Raw genomic sequence first — 14,940 nt, 5'->3', positions numbered from 1 at the left:
GATGTTGTTCCGGCCTTGAACTTCACCGCTTTGGTTCTTTCTGAAGCGGTTGCGGCCAGGGGATGAAGGAGAATGACACCGGCAGCAATCAGCATGCCCAAGCTGGTCTTCATGATCGTCTCCATTTATCTCGGTTGACTTCTGTTCCCCCGAAACGCCCAGCGGTTGCACCCGCAAAGCGCCACAAGAACCGTGGAAGACGACGCAAAACGACCGCCGATCTGGCCGCGGCGCATCACGTCAACTCCCGTCTTCAAGCATTCGATCAACGAATAGGCTAACACAGCTGGAAGCCTTCTAAAATATCGCTACCTTTTGCTATATTGTGCTATTTTACGCAATTCATTCAGTATAGCATCGTTCGCACCTGCTCTTGAGGGAGGAAAGATGTCCGATTTTGCGAAGAATCTTCGGACTTTGTCCGAACGCTCGCGGTCCGTGTCGGAACTCTGCCGCGAGCTCCGGATCAACCGCCAGCAATTCGCACGCTACCTCAGCGGATCAAGCATGCCTTCAGTCTATAATCGCCGCAGGCTTGCCGAGCACTTTGGAATATCCATGGACGAGCTTTCCATGGAGCACGGGGGTTTTGTGCGCCGTCATGGTGACACGCCAAAACTTCCGAAAACCAGGCGTGTCAATGCGGCAGCGCAAGAGCAGCAAGCAGCTCTCGGCAGGTCTCTCGGCAATTTGGCGGAACTGAAAGCCTATACTGGCTATTATTACTCATACCTCCAAACCCCAAGCGATCCGGCCAGGCTCCTTCAGTCGCTCGTCCATCTGCACTTCGATGGCAAGAATGTCTTGAGTGTAATGGACGAGTCCCTGGGAAAGATGCCCGATGGAACCCGCCGCAAATCACGATATGAGGGTGTCGTCAGCCTGCTGAATGGCTGCCTGTTCATCGTCGACATCGAAACAACCGACAACGACACCATCCTCGAGACCATCCTGCGCTTGCCTTATCGAAGCAAGCACGATGTGCTTTGGGGCGTGATCATGGGCATGACCACAGGGCTCCGCAGGATGCCGTTTGCCTCCATCACGGCGTGGAAATTTCTCGGGAAGAAGATCGACGTGCGGTCTAAGCTTGACCGGTGTGGCTTCCGTGAGATGACGGCGAAGAGTATCGATCCAACTGTGCGAGATGGCTTTCTCAAGCAGAACAATTCCATCGTCTATCCCAAGTCATTCGATCGCACTTGAGTGGATTTGACGGCGAAGGATGGTCCAAAATTACGGTGTTGGCGAGCGCGATGGACAGCATTTTTCGGCATAGGAGTTGCCTTTGCGATCACAGATCACGCCGTTCTCGGGCAAAAGGACACCCATGCCATATTCGGCCTGCCCGGCGGATGCGCCGGAGGAAAGTGCCGCCAGCGAGATCAGCAAAATGATCGGGAGACGGCGCGGACAGTCGACAAACGTTCGAGTTGCTCCATCACGGCAGAGGACCGGACGCCTCGGAGCGGCGGGTGATCAGTTGAGGATTCGCGCCCCAACTGTGCCGTCACCCCAGCTTTCGCGGGCATGATGGTGTGAGTGGAGCGTTGACCTCAACTAACCGTCCGCCGCTCTCAAGCATGATCCGCAAAAATCAACAGCACCTTTGCCGCTAAGGTCATACTCAAACAATTGATCTTTCCCCAAGCTCCTTTCAACCAGGTAATTCCACCTGGTCAGCAGCGCTGGCGATCTCCTCGCTGAGCGCTGCGAGATGGGGCACGGTGGCGGCGGCGGCCGCGCGCTCCATCGCGCGATAGCGGGAGATGAGGCTGAGGCCGAGGGGTGTGAGGGTTGCTCCGCCGCCCTTCCGGCCGCCGCTGCGTGATTCAACCACCGGCTTGCCGAAAATGCTGTTCAACTCCTCGATCAGTTCCCACGCCCGGCGGTAGGACATGTCCATGGCGCGGCCTCCGGCTGAAATCGAGCCCAGTGCTGCGATCTGCTCGAGGAGCGCGATCTTGCCCGGCCCCACCCGGAGGTCCGGCCCGAAATCGATGCGGATGCTGAGGTCTGCCATGGCGGTCCAGGTCATTTCATTCCGGCCCATGATCGAACAAACTGACATCCGAATCCAGTACCCGGCCAGCGGAAAGGCAGGACCGATGACAACGCCCATTCTCACCATCACGCTCAATCCCACGATCGACGTGTTCGGCGCGGCCAAGGCCGTGCAGCCGACCCACAAGGTGAGGCTCAGCAACGCCACCTATGAACCAGGCGGCGGCGGCATCAACGTGGCCCGCGTCATCACCACGCTGGGCGGCAAGGCGGAGGCGGCATTCCTGGCGGGCGGCGAGATGGGCAAGTTCCTGGAGCGCCTGGTTGGTGAAGAAGGCATCCGGCAGCATCCGCTCGCGATCACCGGGCAGACCCGCGTGGCGCTGATGGTGCGGGACGAGTCAACGGGCCTCGAATACCGCTTCCTGCCCGAGGGCCCGGAGGTGACAGCCGCCGACATCGAGCGCTGTGCGGCGGCAATCTCGGCCACGCGGAGCGGCATCGTGGTGGCCAGCGGCAGCCTGCCCCGCGGCGCACCGGTGGACAGCTACGCCAGGCTCGCGCGGGCGGCGGCGCGCAACGCCCTTCCCTTCGTGCTGGATACCTCTGGCGAGGCCCTGCGCGCAGCCCTCGAGGAAGGCGGCATCCTGCTCGTCAAGCCGAGCCGTAGTGAACTCGAGAGCCTTGCCGGCGGACGCCTCGAGGAAGCCGCGCTCGAGGCCGCAGTACGCGCCCTGGCCGATGCCGGAAAGGCGCAGCTGGTGGCGGTGACGCTGGGCGCTGACGGCGCAATGCTGGTGAGCGCCGGAGAGGTTCTCCGGCAGCCCGCGATAACCGTGCCCGTCCTCTCCGCCGTCGGCGCGGGAGACAGCTTCCTCGGCGCCATGGTGTGGGCAATGAGCGAGCGCTGGCCACACGCAGACGCCTTCCGCCTGGCCATGGCAGCAGGCGCAGCAGCCACCAGCAACCCCGGCACCACGCTGTGCCGCAAGGAGGACGTGTTCCGCCTCTACGCTCTGTGAAAGCTTCCGGCCACGCCGCGCCGGGGGGCCGGGCAATATCAAAGTCCAACAGACATCAAACCGCAGGAAAATTTTTTCTTCTGCAACCGATAGCATTCTTGCCCACTCATTTTTGCAAGAGCTATACGTGAGTAAATTTCTATCAAAAGGTGTAGAATGATTACTCAACTGCGGACATTGCTGGCGGTCTTTCTCATCTGCTTCGCCACGCCGGCTCTTGCCGCGGAGCGGGCCCTGATCACCCATTCCGGTACGACGGCTGCCAGTGGCAAGGCGGCGCCGGAAGCATTCGGCACGCTCGTCAAGACGGCGAAGGAAAAAGGCACTGTCAAGGTCATCGTCGGGCTTCGCGTGCCCTTCGCCGCCGAAGGCAAGCTCGGGGCCGCCGAGGCTCGGGTCCAGCGCGCCGACATCGCCCGCGCCACTTCATCATTCCGCGCCCGTTTCGCCGACGCGATCAAGCGCAAACCGGCGTCCTTCCGTGCCTTCGGCACCATTCCCTTCGCGGCGGTTGAGGTGTCGGCGGCCGAACTCGACAGGCTCGCCGCCGACCCAGAGGTGATCAGCATCACGGAGAATGGCACTTACCGGACCCAACTCGACCTCTCCATCCCGCAGGTCCGCGCGGATGAGGCCTGGAACGCCGGCTTCCCAGGAACCGGCCAGACCGTTGCCATCATCGACACGGGCGTGGACAAGACACATCCCTTCCTCGCAAATAAGGTGGTGGCGGAGGCCTGCTTCTCCTTCGGAGGCTGGTGCCCCGGCGGCAAAACCAGTGCGACCGGGCCGGGCTCCGGCATGCCCTGCCCCAGTCAGTTCTGCAGCCACGGCACGCATGTGGCAGGCATTGCGGCGGGCCTTGGCAGCTCATTCTCCGGCGTGGCGCGTCAGTCCAACATCATCGCCATCCAGGTCTTCAGCGACGGCTTTCCTGGTATGCCGACGACATCGTGGTCGGATCTGATTGCGGGCCTTGAACACGTCGACAGCTTGCGCGGCAGTTTTTCCATCGCCTCTGTGAACATGAGCCTCGGGGGAGACGTGCACGAAGATGACTGCGACGCAACGAATCCTGCGTTACAGGCCGTGATGGCTAATCTTCGCAGCCAAGGCGTCGCACCCGTCGTCTCCAGTGGAAACGCTTCAAGCAGTAACAAGATCTCAACTCCTGCCTGCCTCTCCTCCGCGGTCAGCGTCGGCGCGGTGGCGTCGAAGGACTCGGGTTTCTGTCAGGGCTTGCCTGCGAACGGCCCCACAGCGAGGGACAGGGTGGTCTGCTTCTCCAATTCAAGCCCGAAACTGTCGTTGCTGGCGCCGGGATACCAGATCAATTCCTCTGTCCTTGATGGGAAGTTTGCGAGGTACAGCGGAACGTCCATGGCGGCACCTCACGTGGCAGGTGCGTGGGCCGTCCTAAAGCAAAAGAAGCCAACGGCTTCGGTGCAGGAGGTCCTCGAGTTACTGGAGATGAGCGGCAACCCAGTGGCGGACTACCGAACCGGCCGCGTGAAGAGCCGGATCGACGTCATGGCTGCGCTCTACGCCTTTGATAAGACGCTGGTTCGGCTTTCCTACACCAGAACTGGCTCAGGCAAGGGCACAGTGAACTTCTCTCCCGCAGGAACCCGTGAAAGCTGCTCATCCAGCTGCAGCATTGGCTATGTGCCGGGAACGGTCGTCACCCTTACCGCACGCCCCATCGAGGGGGGCAAGTTCTCCGGTTGGTCCGGCGCCTGCAGTGGCACAGAGCCCTGCTCCGTCACCATGAGCGAAGCACGCTCGGTGACCGCCTCCTTTGATTACGACAAGGTTCCGCTAAGCTATGAACAGGCAGGGCAAGGAAAGGGCCAAGTATCTTTCCTTAACGGCGTCACCAGAAAAAGCTGCGATGCAAGCTGCATGCACAGCTTTGATCCGGGCACCGCGATCTTTGCCTTTGCCAATCCCGCGAAAGGCTCAAGTTTTGCAGGATGGTCAGGCGCCTGCGACGGCAGCAATTACTGCGCCATAGAGATGAGCGAGGCGCGGTCACTGAAGGCCACCTTCGACCGCAAGGGCGCGGAGCGTGAACTGCCGCTGACCCTCACGATGTCGGGCGCCGGGAGTGGCGAGGCCTGGTTCCGTCCGACCGGAAGCTTCTCGTTCTGCAACGGCAACTGCGTCAACAATTTTGCTCCGGGTACCCGGGTCGTAATCTACCCATTCAGCAAGAATTCGGCATTCGGAGGCTGGGGGGGAGCTTGCAGTGGCACTCAGTTCTCTTGCGAATTGACGATCAGCAGGGCGCAGACCGTAACCTTGAAGTTTGATCCGGGCTACCGCGGCACCGTGCTCGACTATACGAAGTCGGGAACCGGCAGTGGTAGCGTCAACTTCACGCCCACGGGTGAGCAATCGACTTGCAGCGACAGCTGCGAGAACGCTTATCCGCCAGGAACGAAGGTAGAGCTGCGCCCGGTGGCGTCGGCGAACTCGGAGTTCAAGGGATGGTCAGGCGCCTGCCGCGGAAGCCGCAGGTGCATCATCTCAATGAGGCGGGACAATTCTGTTGCCGCCATCTTCAACCTCAAGCCGGTCTACACTCTTTCATACAGGGCGGCCGGCAGTGGAACGGGAACGGTGCGCTTCACTGCATCGCCGGAAAACGCCGAGTGCACGGGCACCTGTGCCAGAACCTACGTTGCAGGAACGCGGGTCACCCTGTCCGCAACAGCAGCACCTGGTTCAGAGTTCAGGGGATGGTCGGGCGCTTGCCGGGGCACGCGCACTTGCACTGTGCTGATGCGGAAAGCGCAGACCGTCACGGCCACCTTCGGTGCGTCTAACAGATCAGCCAATGCCGTTCCCTTGCAGTAAGGGCGGCAGACTCCTGAGGGCCGCAGACCCGTGTGCCGGACACGCTCATGGATCGCGGCCGCATCGACCGGCGTAGAACGGATTGAAACTCCCATGGGGTCATGCCGGTCGAGAGTTAAGGTCTTTACAGCAGGCCATACAGCCGCGATTGTGAAGATGGCGGAAGTCCGCTGATGTCGATTTCGCCGCAACATGCATTGTCAGCGGTTTTGAACCGAACTGGATTGGGAGACATGACATGAAGAAAGCAATCACCATGTTCCTCGCGCTGGGCGCGATGCCTATCCTGCTGGCGGATGCCAGCTTCGCCAAGCTCACCAACAGCGAGCGGCGCTATTGCCAGCGCCAGGCGGAGCGCTACGCCGACGAGAAGACGCTTGGCAACGCGGCCGGCGGCGCCATTGGCGGCGCGGTGGTGGGCGGCATCATTGGCGGCCTTGTCACGGGTGGAAAGGGCAGCGGCGTCGGCACGGGTGCCGCGATCGGTGCGGGCGTGGGCGGCGTCAGCGGCGCGGCGCGCGGCTCGGCCCGCTGGGACCGCTATTACCGGAAAAAGTACCAGAACTGCATCAACAAATACGACTGAGCAGTTCTTCAGATACTGTTGCGTGTTGAGCAGCCGCCGGGCAACCGGCGGCTGTTTCATTTCCGGAGCCGGTCTCCACCGGGGGCTTCGTGCCGCGTGCGCCGCCATCACGGTTTACCATAAGTGACGCCGGACTTACATATCTTTGGTGAATACATGAGAGCGCTGCTTTGGATCGGCCTTGCCGTGATGTTGCTTGTTCCAGAGCCCTCGGCGTTGGCGGCGGAGCGGGTGCTGCTCGCCAATCCACAGGAGGCGAGGCAGGCTCCAGCACCACTCGGCGCATTGCGGGAGGCGGCGAAAAGCAATGGCAGCTCCATCGTCGGGCTAGCGTGCGTTCCGGCCAGGTGGAATCACCTGGTCGAAAAGAACTCGCGCAAGATCAATGGCTTGATCATGATCTTATCGCAAAAGTGGTTTCCACTTTTGCGGATCATGCTCTAAGGGTTCCGTTCGCAGACGAAATACAGCCGTAGCGCGCATGATCGGAAACGGCTCATACGCACGTGCTCTTCTGGAGCAGCCGATCAAGCCAATGTCATTGCCATGCAGGGCGACAGCCCAGGTCTTGGGCAACCGGTCATCTTATTCAAAGTTGCGCCGCCATGAAGCGGCCGACAAAAAAGGGCCCCCAGAGGGGGCCCTCCAGAACGTGTTACGTCTCAGTCCAATGCTTCCGTCCAGGCGGCGGCACGGGCTGGTAGCATGGGGCTGGAAAGCGTCGCGCCGCGGCGGTCATTTTCAAGAAGAGACGTCGCGCCAAACATGAAGGACACTCCGGCCAGGAAAGCGTGCTCAAGAACGAGTTCTTCTCCATTGTCATCGGCATAGTACCGTCCGCCGCGGTAATCTGCCGTGGCATAGATCGGCATTGAGTCGGCTACGCGCATCACGCCACCGACGCCCCAATTCCATGCGTCACCGGGATCATCACCGTCGACATAGCCGTCCGTCGCACCGTAGGAGGCTTCAGCGTTCAGCATCATGTCATCCGTCATGAAATAGCGCGCTTCACCGCCGGCGAACCAAGCCTCGGAGAATCCCTCTGCAAGGGGCGATGCATCGTCAATCGGGAAGTCAGCATAACCGGCCTGCGCGTACAGCGTCAGATTGTCGAAATACACCTGCCCTTCGGCACCGACGAACCAACCCAGACCTTCTTCGCTATCTTCGAGTGACGAACCGAGGCCCACACCACCCAGAATGCCGATCAGTCCGAGGCCGGGGTCGCGCATGCTCAAATGAGCACCGTAAACGCCAGCGCCGACGGCATCATCCTCGTCATCGTTGTGGCGGGCATACATTTCGTTTGCGCCATCGAGCTGGAGCGACAATGCTTCGCCCAATGGGACACTGACAACGCCTTGTCCGGCAACCGTAAACACAGTGCCATCCTTTACATCTACATCGTCAGAGTCATCACCTCCTGCGCTGGCGTTATGGGCACCAACAGCAAATCCAAGAGTTCCTGCAAAAATCAGGCCATCCGATTCTGTGGTGGGATCTGCAGCCAGAGCGCCGGTTGCGATGAGACCCAGCGCGGACGCTGCAAATGCAAGACGGCAAATGTGCTTAGTCATTATTTCCTCACTATTAAGCGTAGCTAATTTTTTGCAAACGATTGCTATCGTGTCAACAGGTATGTGGGATCAAGCTTGTAACGCCATCGCTTTCTCTACCTGCGTAATCCTCGAGCAACAGCTGAGCTGAGATAGCGGCGCGGACAAAGCAGATTGGCGGTGTTCTTGCAGCCACATCGCTTCGCATGCGGAAAAGCATGAGGTAGTGCGAACGGCATTCGGATACGGCGTCAAGCAAAGACAATTGCCCCTTCCACGGGTTGAATGTCGGAAGCTGCAGCATGGGCCCAAGCCCGCAGGTCAGATGTTGAATGGTTACCGGCCCGCGTATCTTTCCTTTAGGTCTCGCCTTCATGGCTCGACTGACAGCCGACTGTGCGATCGTGATTCGGGCTATTTCGGGCGCAATCTTGTCACCGCTCATGAACTGTAAGGGCGGCCCAAGGAGTTAATCTCTGACCGCTTCATTTGCTTCAGCACTCTTTTGTTAGTGAGTTGCTGTGGCAGGGGCAACCGGCGGCTATTTCATTTCTGGTGCCGGTCTCCGCCGCGGGCTTCGTGCCGCGTGCGCTGCCATCACGGTTTACCACAAGTGAAGCCGGACTTGCTTCGATTTCAGGTTGTGATTAAATCGGGTATCATTTGTTATCTATGGTGGATAAATGAGAGCGCTGCTCTGGATCGGCGTGGCCGTGATGTTGCTTGTTCCGGGGCCCTCGGCGTTGGCGGCGGAGCGGGTGCTGCTCGCCGATCCACAGGAGGCGAGGCAGGGTGCAGCACCACTCGGCGCATTGCGGGAGGCGGCAAAAACCAATGGCAGCGTCCGCGTCATTGTCGGGCTGCGGGTTCCGTTCGCAGCCGAAGGCCGGCTGAAAGCCGCCGAAGCACAAGACCAGCGCGCCAGCATTGCCAGCGCGGCGTCAGCGTTCCGCACCCGGTTCAGCGGCGCCCTTAACCGTAATCCATCCGCCTTCCGCGCCTTCGAAACCATTCCTTTCGTTGCGATGGAGGTGTCGGCAAACGACCTTGAGAGGCTTGCCGCTGACCCAGAGGTGATCAGCATTTCCGAGAATGGCTATTTCACCACCCAACTGGCGACGTCGATTCCCTTGGTCCGGGCAGACGAGGCCTGGGGTGCCGGTTTCTCCGGCGAGGGACAGACCATCGCCATCATCGACACGGGCGTGGACAAGAACCACCCTTTCCTCGCGGGCAAGGTGGTCGCTGAAGCATGTTTCTCGGAAGGCAGGTGGTGCCCGGGAGGAGCAAAGGTCTCGACCGCACCGGGGTCAGGCATGCCGTGCAGCGCAGCTCGCTGCGACCACGGAACCCACGTCGCAGGCATCGCCGCGGGCCTTGGCTCGGGCTTTTCCGGCGTGGCTCGACAAGCCAGCATCATCGCCATTCAGGGCTTCAGCCCAGGTCCAGGGCAACCGATTATCTACACCAGCGACATTCTTTCCGCCATCGAGCACGTCCTGTCGTTGCGCAGCCGCTTTGCCATCGCCGCCGCGAACATGAGCTTCGGGGGAGGCCTCTACAAGGACAGCTGCGAAAAGCAGGTAACGGCACTTCTTCCGATGGAGGCCGCGCTGGCCAATCTGCGCAGCGCGGGCATCGCCCCCATCGTCGCAAGCGGAAACAACGGTGATCGAAACCTCATCGGAGCGCCGGCCTGCCTATCCTCCGCCGTCAGCACTGGTTCCGTTTCAACGCGCGACTGGGGGCGGTGCTCAGTCGATGGCGTCACGGATGGCGGCTCCACGGCGAGAGACAAGGTAGCCTGCTACTCCAATTCCAGCCCGATGCTGTCGCTGCTGGCGCCTGGGTCGCCGATCAACTCTTCCCTGCCGGGGGGAGGCTTCGGGGTGAAGCACGGCACGTCCATGGCAGCACCGCATGTGGCCGGCGCCTGGGCGGTGCTGAAGCAGAGGAAAACCGATGCCACCGTGGCCGATATCCTTGGCATCCTGCAAGAGACGGGCGTGCGGGTGGTCGACCACCGCAATAACCGGATGCACAAGCGGATCGACGTCAAGGCCGCTCTCGATGAAATCGGAAACGGCGGCGTGTCGCTCGCCTATACCAGGGCCGGAGCGGGGTCGGGAACCGTCAGCTTCTCGCCTGCCGGCACGCTGGCAAGCTGTGCTGCAAGCTGCGTCAACCGTTATAAACCGGGAACGGAGGTAACGCTCACCGCATCTGCATCCGCCGGGTCCAGCTTCGGCGGCTGGGCGGGCGCATGCAGCGGCACCGGCGCGTGCAAAGTCACGATGAGCGAGGCACGAAACGTGACAGCCAGCTTCGACAGCGCCACCGCCGCAACGCCGCTGACCTATACCAAGCTCGGCACCGGGACAGGCGACGTCGAGTTCACGCCTGCCGGCACGGCACAGCGATGCGCTGGCGACTGTGTCAACAGATATGATCTCGGCCAGCAGGTTCGTCTCGTGCCAGTGCCGGGCCGCGGGATGCAGTTCAGCGGCTGGTCCGGTGCTTGCCGGGGCACCCGCGGCTGCGTGCTCACCATGCGCAGGGCCATGTCAGTCTCTGCCCGCTTCGACATTCTGCCGATCTTTACGTTGAATTACGTGAAGGCCGGCAGCGGCGGTGGCACCGTCTCCATCTCGCCCAGCGGCGGTGCTGAGGCCTGCCAGGGCTCCTGCACGAACAACTACCCAGCGGGAACCAGGGTCCTGCTCTCCGCGCAGCCAGCCGGGCCCGGCTCGGTATTCAGAGGCTGGACGGGCGCCTGCAGCGGCCTGCGCAACTGCTCGCTGACCATGAAATCAGCGAGCACCGTCACCGCCCATTTCGAAGCCGTGCCAGTCCAGACGCTCACCCTGGCGATCGAGGGCCGGGGATCAATTGCAATCACCCGTCCCCGTGGTGAGGCGAACTGCACGGCCAACTGCACCCGTGTCTTCCGGCAGGGAACCGCGGTGACAGTGTCGGCCCTGCCCTCAGCGGGCTATCGATTCGACGGTTGGCGCAATGATTGCCGCGGACGGCAATCCTGCAACCTCAACCTCAAGGCGCCCAGGTCAGCAACAGCGGTCTTCGTCCCCACCCGCAGCGCAGCCAGCGGCGGCCAACCGCAGTGACGAAGTTACCGCGGAGCCGAGCGACAACACCATCGCCAAAGGGCATCATAACAGCTGCCCACACACCACGACGAACCCGATACACGCTGGCTTGATATCAATTTCCTTGGTGGGCGATGACTGTCCGCCGGCAGCCCCCTTCGGAAGAAACTGCCCGCCATCAAAGTTCGCGGACACCCGTTTGCGGGAATTGGCTGGCGGATCGAAGGAAAGAAAGCTACCAACACTCATGGCGGGTGTTGCCCTTGCTGTTTCGGCTGGAGACAATCGTCTCGAAAACCAATTCCTGCATTCAATCAAAGGATGACACTGCATCCGCCAACCCAAGATCCTCGTGGTCATTTATGACTCGGGCTAGCAGGTTTTCTTCCATGAGGGTCACGAGCCTGAACATTGAGCACGGTTGCGTCTTCACCGTTCTGATGGGTGATTATGAGAGCCTCAACGAGCAGCCCATGGCGGCCGTATCGGGGCTTGACTTTATCTGCCTGACGGACAACCCGCTGCTGCGCAGCAACACATGGGACGTCCGGCTTGTAACGCCGATGTTCGAGATGGATCAGGTGCGCAGCCAACGCTATGTCAAGCTTCGCCCGCATGAATTTCTCCCAGACCACGACTGCTCTCTCTACATCGACAACAGTGTTCTGCTGTCGAAGGATCCGGCGGACGAACTTCGCAGCAAGCTTGCAAGCCACGACCTCGCGCTCTTCTTACACAGTTTCCGGGAAAGCGTAGAGGCAGAGTTCGCCGAAGTGGCCCTGTTGAAATTCGATTGCCGCAGAACGCTGGCGGAACAACTCCAGCACTACCGCAACGCGGTTCCGCACGTGCTCAGGGAAAGACCTTACTGGAGCGGCATGCTGTTCCGCCGGCATGCCAGCCCCGCGGCCATCGCCTTCTCCGCAATATGGACAGCGCATGTATTGCGATATTCACGGCGCGATCAGTTGTCGCTCAACTATGCGCTTGCCAAGTCCGGCCTGCAGCCAAACGCGATCGAAGAGGACAACCACAGTTCAACTCTTCACTCGTGGCCGCATGCCCGCAATCGCCGCCTGGAGGTCAGCATCGTCGGAAATGAAGGTGAAACATGACGAGCGAGAAGAATGAGACATACGCACACCCCGGCTCGGGGTTCGATGACAGGGGGCACTTCGGCCCCATTCGGGTCTATACGAGGGCTGAATGCCACTTGATCATTCAACACTGGGCATCGTGCTGTCATCAGGCTTCGCCGGAATGGCCCAAGGACATCGCCACGACTGATGCCTTCTTCCAGGACATCGCGGCAACCCCTGCCATTCTGGCGGCTCTCGCACCGGTGCTCGGCCCAGACATCGTGCTGTGGGGTGCATCGGTCATTTTCCGTGAATCGGGGCAAGATCACCCCATTCATACCGACATCGAGAGCTCCGATCCTTCTGGAGGTTTTGCATCTGTGTGGATCGGACTCGAAAACACGTGCAAGGCCTCGTCCCTGCAGTTACTGACCCATTCTCATCTTCTTGGAAAAAGCCTGCAGCAAGCGCGGCACGAGAGAGGCTTGAAACGCGGCGAGGCAGGGACTGAGCAGATTCTCTCATGGGTCAGGGAGACCCAACCGGATGCGGCGCTGGTACAACATGATACGTCCGATGGCGACGCGCTGATCTTCGACGGACGCCTCTGGCATGGCTCTGACAACACGAGCGGGCATCCACGCAAGGCGCTGCTGCTGCAGTATGCGCGGGCAGACAAGAAAGTTCCGGTGCAGAATTTCGGCTGCGTCGACTGGCCTTTCACTTTCACGGAGAGGTCCGCCCCCTTGATCGGGGTCTCCGGCGCCGTACGTGATGTAAGGCCAGAGAACGGCTTGTGCCGTCTTCCGCTTCTCGGCACGACAATCGGCCGGGATCGGGAGCGGGTCCCGGATGCGGAAGGTTGGAAGCCGTATCCGATCCTGCGCGGCCGGACTGCCAATCTCTCGCTCATGCAGTCCCACGCCTCGGTGCTCTCGCCGGGCTGCTCTCCGCATCCGCCGCATTGCCATGTCGAAGAAGAACTCTTGGTGGTGCTCGACGGTGAGGCAGAAATCGTGATTGCAGATTCGGCCGAGGATCCCGCCCCGCGTGTGGAAACCATGAGAACCGGGGACTTCGCATATTACCCGGCCTATCAGTATCATACGATCCGCAACGCTTCCGGCGCGCCGGTGAAATACCAGATGTTCAGGTGGCAGGGCATCCTCCGAGGCACATGGGAGCGAATGAAGACGGCGATCCACCGTTCTCACTTCGATGGCCCAAGCCAAGCGGCGGATCAGATGCGCATGGGCCTGATTTTCGAGGCCCCCACTGCCTTTCTGCGCAAACTCCACGCGCATGTAACCACGATGCCGGCAGGCGCGGGTTACCCCGCGCATGAAGACGAGCATGACGTGGCGATCATGGTGTTTGGCGGAACAGTCGAGGCCGATGGATTCCCACTCGCTCCAGGTGAGAGTGTCTATCATCCCGCCGGAGTTCACCACGGGCTTCGCAACACCAGCTCACAGCCGGCATCCTATCTCGTATTCGAGTTTCACGGATGAACAGCCTATTGAGAGATCATGCCCAAGCAATTGATCTTGCGCGCGTTCGTCTCGACCAGGTGTTTCCACCTCGCCGGAACGCGCGCAAGAGCGGGAGGCTGTGAGTTGAGATCACTGGAAGATTTGTACTCCGTCTTTCCCGTCACCGCAACAAAAGCTGGGGTCCCGCTTTCTGTCTGGATGTGCTGCAACGATAGCGGGATGGCAGCTTTCGCTGGCATGACGGCGAGAATTGGGATTTGATCTCAACTGACCACCCACCACGCTAGCCTGATGCCTATCTGACGCCTGGCATCACAACAACCACACGCCAGCGCCACCAATCATATTCTAACTTGCTGTTCTGATTGGTGGGCGATGTAGGACTCGAACCTACGACCCGCTGATTAAGAGTCAGCTGCTCTACCACCTGAGCTAATCGCCCGTCCGTGAAGGACGTTCGGCCTCGGGAACCCGAGGCCGATGGCCGGGTTACTACATCGCCCGCCCTGCCTTGTCTACACTCTTTTGAGCGCCCTGTTGACGCCCGAAAGGACGGCCTTGAGGGAGGCAACCACGATGTTCCTGTCGATGCCCACGCCGAACAGGCTGGTGCCGTCAGCAAGCTTCAGCTCCACATAGGCCACGGCGGAGGCATTGGCGCCCATGCCCATGGCGTGCTCGCGGTAATCGGCCACATCGAAGGCCAGGCCGGACTCCTTGCGGATGGCATCGACGAAGCCATCCACCGGGCCGTTGCCATGGCCGAGGATGGTTTTCAGGCCGCCATCCACCGTGATCTTGGCCACCACGTCCTGCTGGCTGTGGTCGCTGCTGGCGGCATGGGAGACGAAGCCGTAGCGGCCGTTGCCCTCGAGATATTCGGACTCGAAGGCGCCCCACAGGCGGTCGGCTGGCACTTCCACGCCCTCGCCGTCGGCAATGGCCTGCACCACTTTCGAGAACTCGATCTGCAGACGCCGCGGCAGTTCGAGGCCGTGCTCCTTCTCGAGGATGTAGGCGATGCCACCCTTGCCCGACTGGGAGTTGATGCGGATCACCGCTTCGTAGGAGCGGCCGAGGTCCATCGGGTCGATCGGCAGGTAGGGCACCTCCCAGAGCGGCGCGTTGGACGCTGCCATGGCCTTGAAGCCCTTGTTGATCGCGTCCTGGTGCGAGCCCGAAAACGCCGTGAAGACGAGTTCGCCCGCGTAAGGGTGGCGCGGGTGGATGG

The 14,940-nt window shown here is 60.9% G+C and carries 11 protein-coding genes and 1 tRNA gene; 8 read left to right on the top strand and 4 right to left on the bottom strand.

All coding sequences use genetic code 11. The annotated features are described in order from the left end of the window. The first annotated feature begins 387 nt into the window (after nt 1-387). Nucleotides 388-1,206 (top strand): helix-turn-helix domain-containing protein, encoded by an 819-nt coding sequence (locus tag ACILRA_RS09985; RefSeq protein WP_395661954.1) that lies wholly within the window; start codon nt 388-390, stop codon nt 1,204-1,206. A 451-nt stretch (nt 1,207-1,657) separates the two neighbouring features. Here the strand turns inward: ACILRA_RS09985 and ACILRA_RS09980 are convergent, their stop codons facing one another. Then, nucleotides 1,658-2,023 carry a winged helix-turn-helix domain-containing protein gene (locus ACILRA_RS09980; protein WP_395661955.1) on the bottom strand — a complete coding sequence of 122 codons (366 nt, stop codon included), beginning with the start codon at nt 2,021-2,023 and terminating at the stop codon, nt 1,658-1,660. 85 nt (nt 2,024-2,108) lie between these two features. Between ACILRA_RS09980 and ACILRA_RS09975 the strand changes: the two genes are divergently transcribed. From ACILRA_RS09975 to ACILRA_RS09960, 4 genes are all read left to right on the top strand, one after another. Further along, on the top strand, nt 2,109-3,026 hold the full coding sequence (locus tag ACILRA_RS09975) for a 1-phosphofructokinase family hexose kinase (RefSeq protein ID WP_395661953.1): 918 nt from the start codon (nt 2,109-2,111) through the stop codon (nt 3,024-3,026). A gap of 156 nt (nt 3,027-3,182) precedes the next feature. Then, the gene (locus ACILRA_RS09970; protein WP_395661952.1) at nt 3,183-5,885 is read left to right on the top strand and encodes a S8 family serine peptidase; all 2,703 of its coding nucleotides are present in this window, start codon (nt 3,183-3,185) and stop codon (nt 5,883-5,885) included. A gap of 238 nt (nt 5,886-6,123) precedes the next feature. Then, on the top strand, nt 6,124-6,471 hold the full coding sequence (locus tag ACILRA_RS09965) for a hypothetical protein (protein WP_395661951.1): 348 nt from the start codon (nt 6,124-6,126) through the stop codon (nt 6,469-6,471). A 156-nt stretch (nt 6,472-6,627) separates the two neighbouring features. Continuing rightward, nucleotides 6,628-6,915, top strand: a complete 288-nt coding sequence (locus ACILRA_RS09960) for a hypothetical protein (RefSeq protein ID WP_395661950.1) — start codon at nt 6,628-6,630, stop codon at nt 6,913-6,915. Between the two features lie 218 nt (nt 6,916-7,133). On the opposite strand, the gene ACILRA_RS09955 is transcribed toward ACILRA_RS09960, so the two are convergent. Further along, nucleotides 7,134-8,051 (bottom strand): hypothetical protein, encoded by a 918-nt coding sequence (locus ACILRA_RS09955; protein ID WP_395661949.1) that lies wholly within the window; start codon nt 8,049-8,051, stop codon nt 7,134-7,136. 662 nt (nt 8,052-8,713) lie between these two features. On the opposite strand from ACILRA_RS09955, the gene ACILRA_RS09950 reads away from it, so the two are divergent. From ACILRA_RS09950 to ACILRA_RS09940, 3 genes are all read left to right on the top strand, one after another. Continuing rightward, entirely contained in the window at nt 8,714-11,155 is a 2,442-nt protein-coding gene (locus tag ACILRA_RS09950) for a S8 family serine peptidase (RefSeq protein WP_395661948.1), read from the top strand. Between the two features lie 371 nt (nt 11,156-11,526). After that, nucleotides 11,527-12,252 carry a glycosyltransferase domain-containing protein gene (locus ACILRA_RS09945; RefSeq protein WP_395661947.1) on the top strand — a complete coding sequence of 242 codons (726 nt, stop codon included), beginning with the start codon at nt 11,527-11,529 and terminating at the stop codon, nt 12,250-12,252. After that, entirely contained in the window at nt 12,249-13,727 is a 1,479-nt protein-coding gene (locus tag ACILRA_RS09940) for a cupin domain-containing protein (RefSeq protein ID WP_395661946.1), read from the top strand. The genes ACILRA_RS09945 and ACILRA_RS09940 overlap by 4 nt, the downstream gene beginning before the upstream one ends. A gap of 348 nt (nt 13,728-14,075) precedes the next feature. On the opposite strand, the gene ACILRA_RS09935 is transcribed toward ACILRA_RS09940, so the two are convergent. Together ACILRA_RS09935 and ACILRA_RS09930 are read right to left on the bottom strand one after the other, a co-directional pair. After that, nucleotides 14,076-14,151 (bottom strand) — tRNA-Lys (locus ACILRA_RS09935). Nucleotides 14,152-14,224: 73 nt separating this feature from the next. Continuing rightward, nucleotides 14,225-14,940: alpha-isopropylmalate synthase regulatory domain-containing protein (locus ACILRA_RS09930; protein WP_395661945.1), on the bottom strand; the 716-nt coding region annotated here is incomplete at its 5' end.

This window comes from Aestuariivirga sp. (assembly GCF_044239095.1).
Taxonomy (GTDB): Bacteria; Pseudomonadota; Alphaproteobacteria; order Rhizobiales; family Aestuariivirgaceae; genus Aestuariivirga.
The sequence above is the reverse complement of the archived record's forward strand: the minus strand, read 5'-3'. Positions and strand labels throughout refer to the sequence as shown.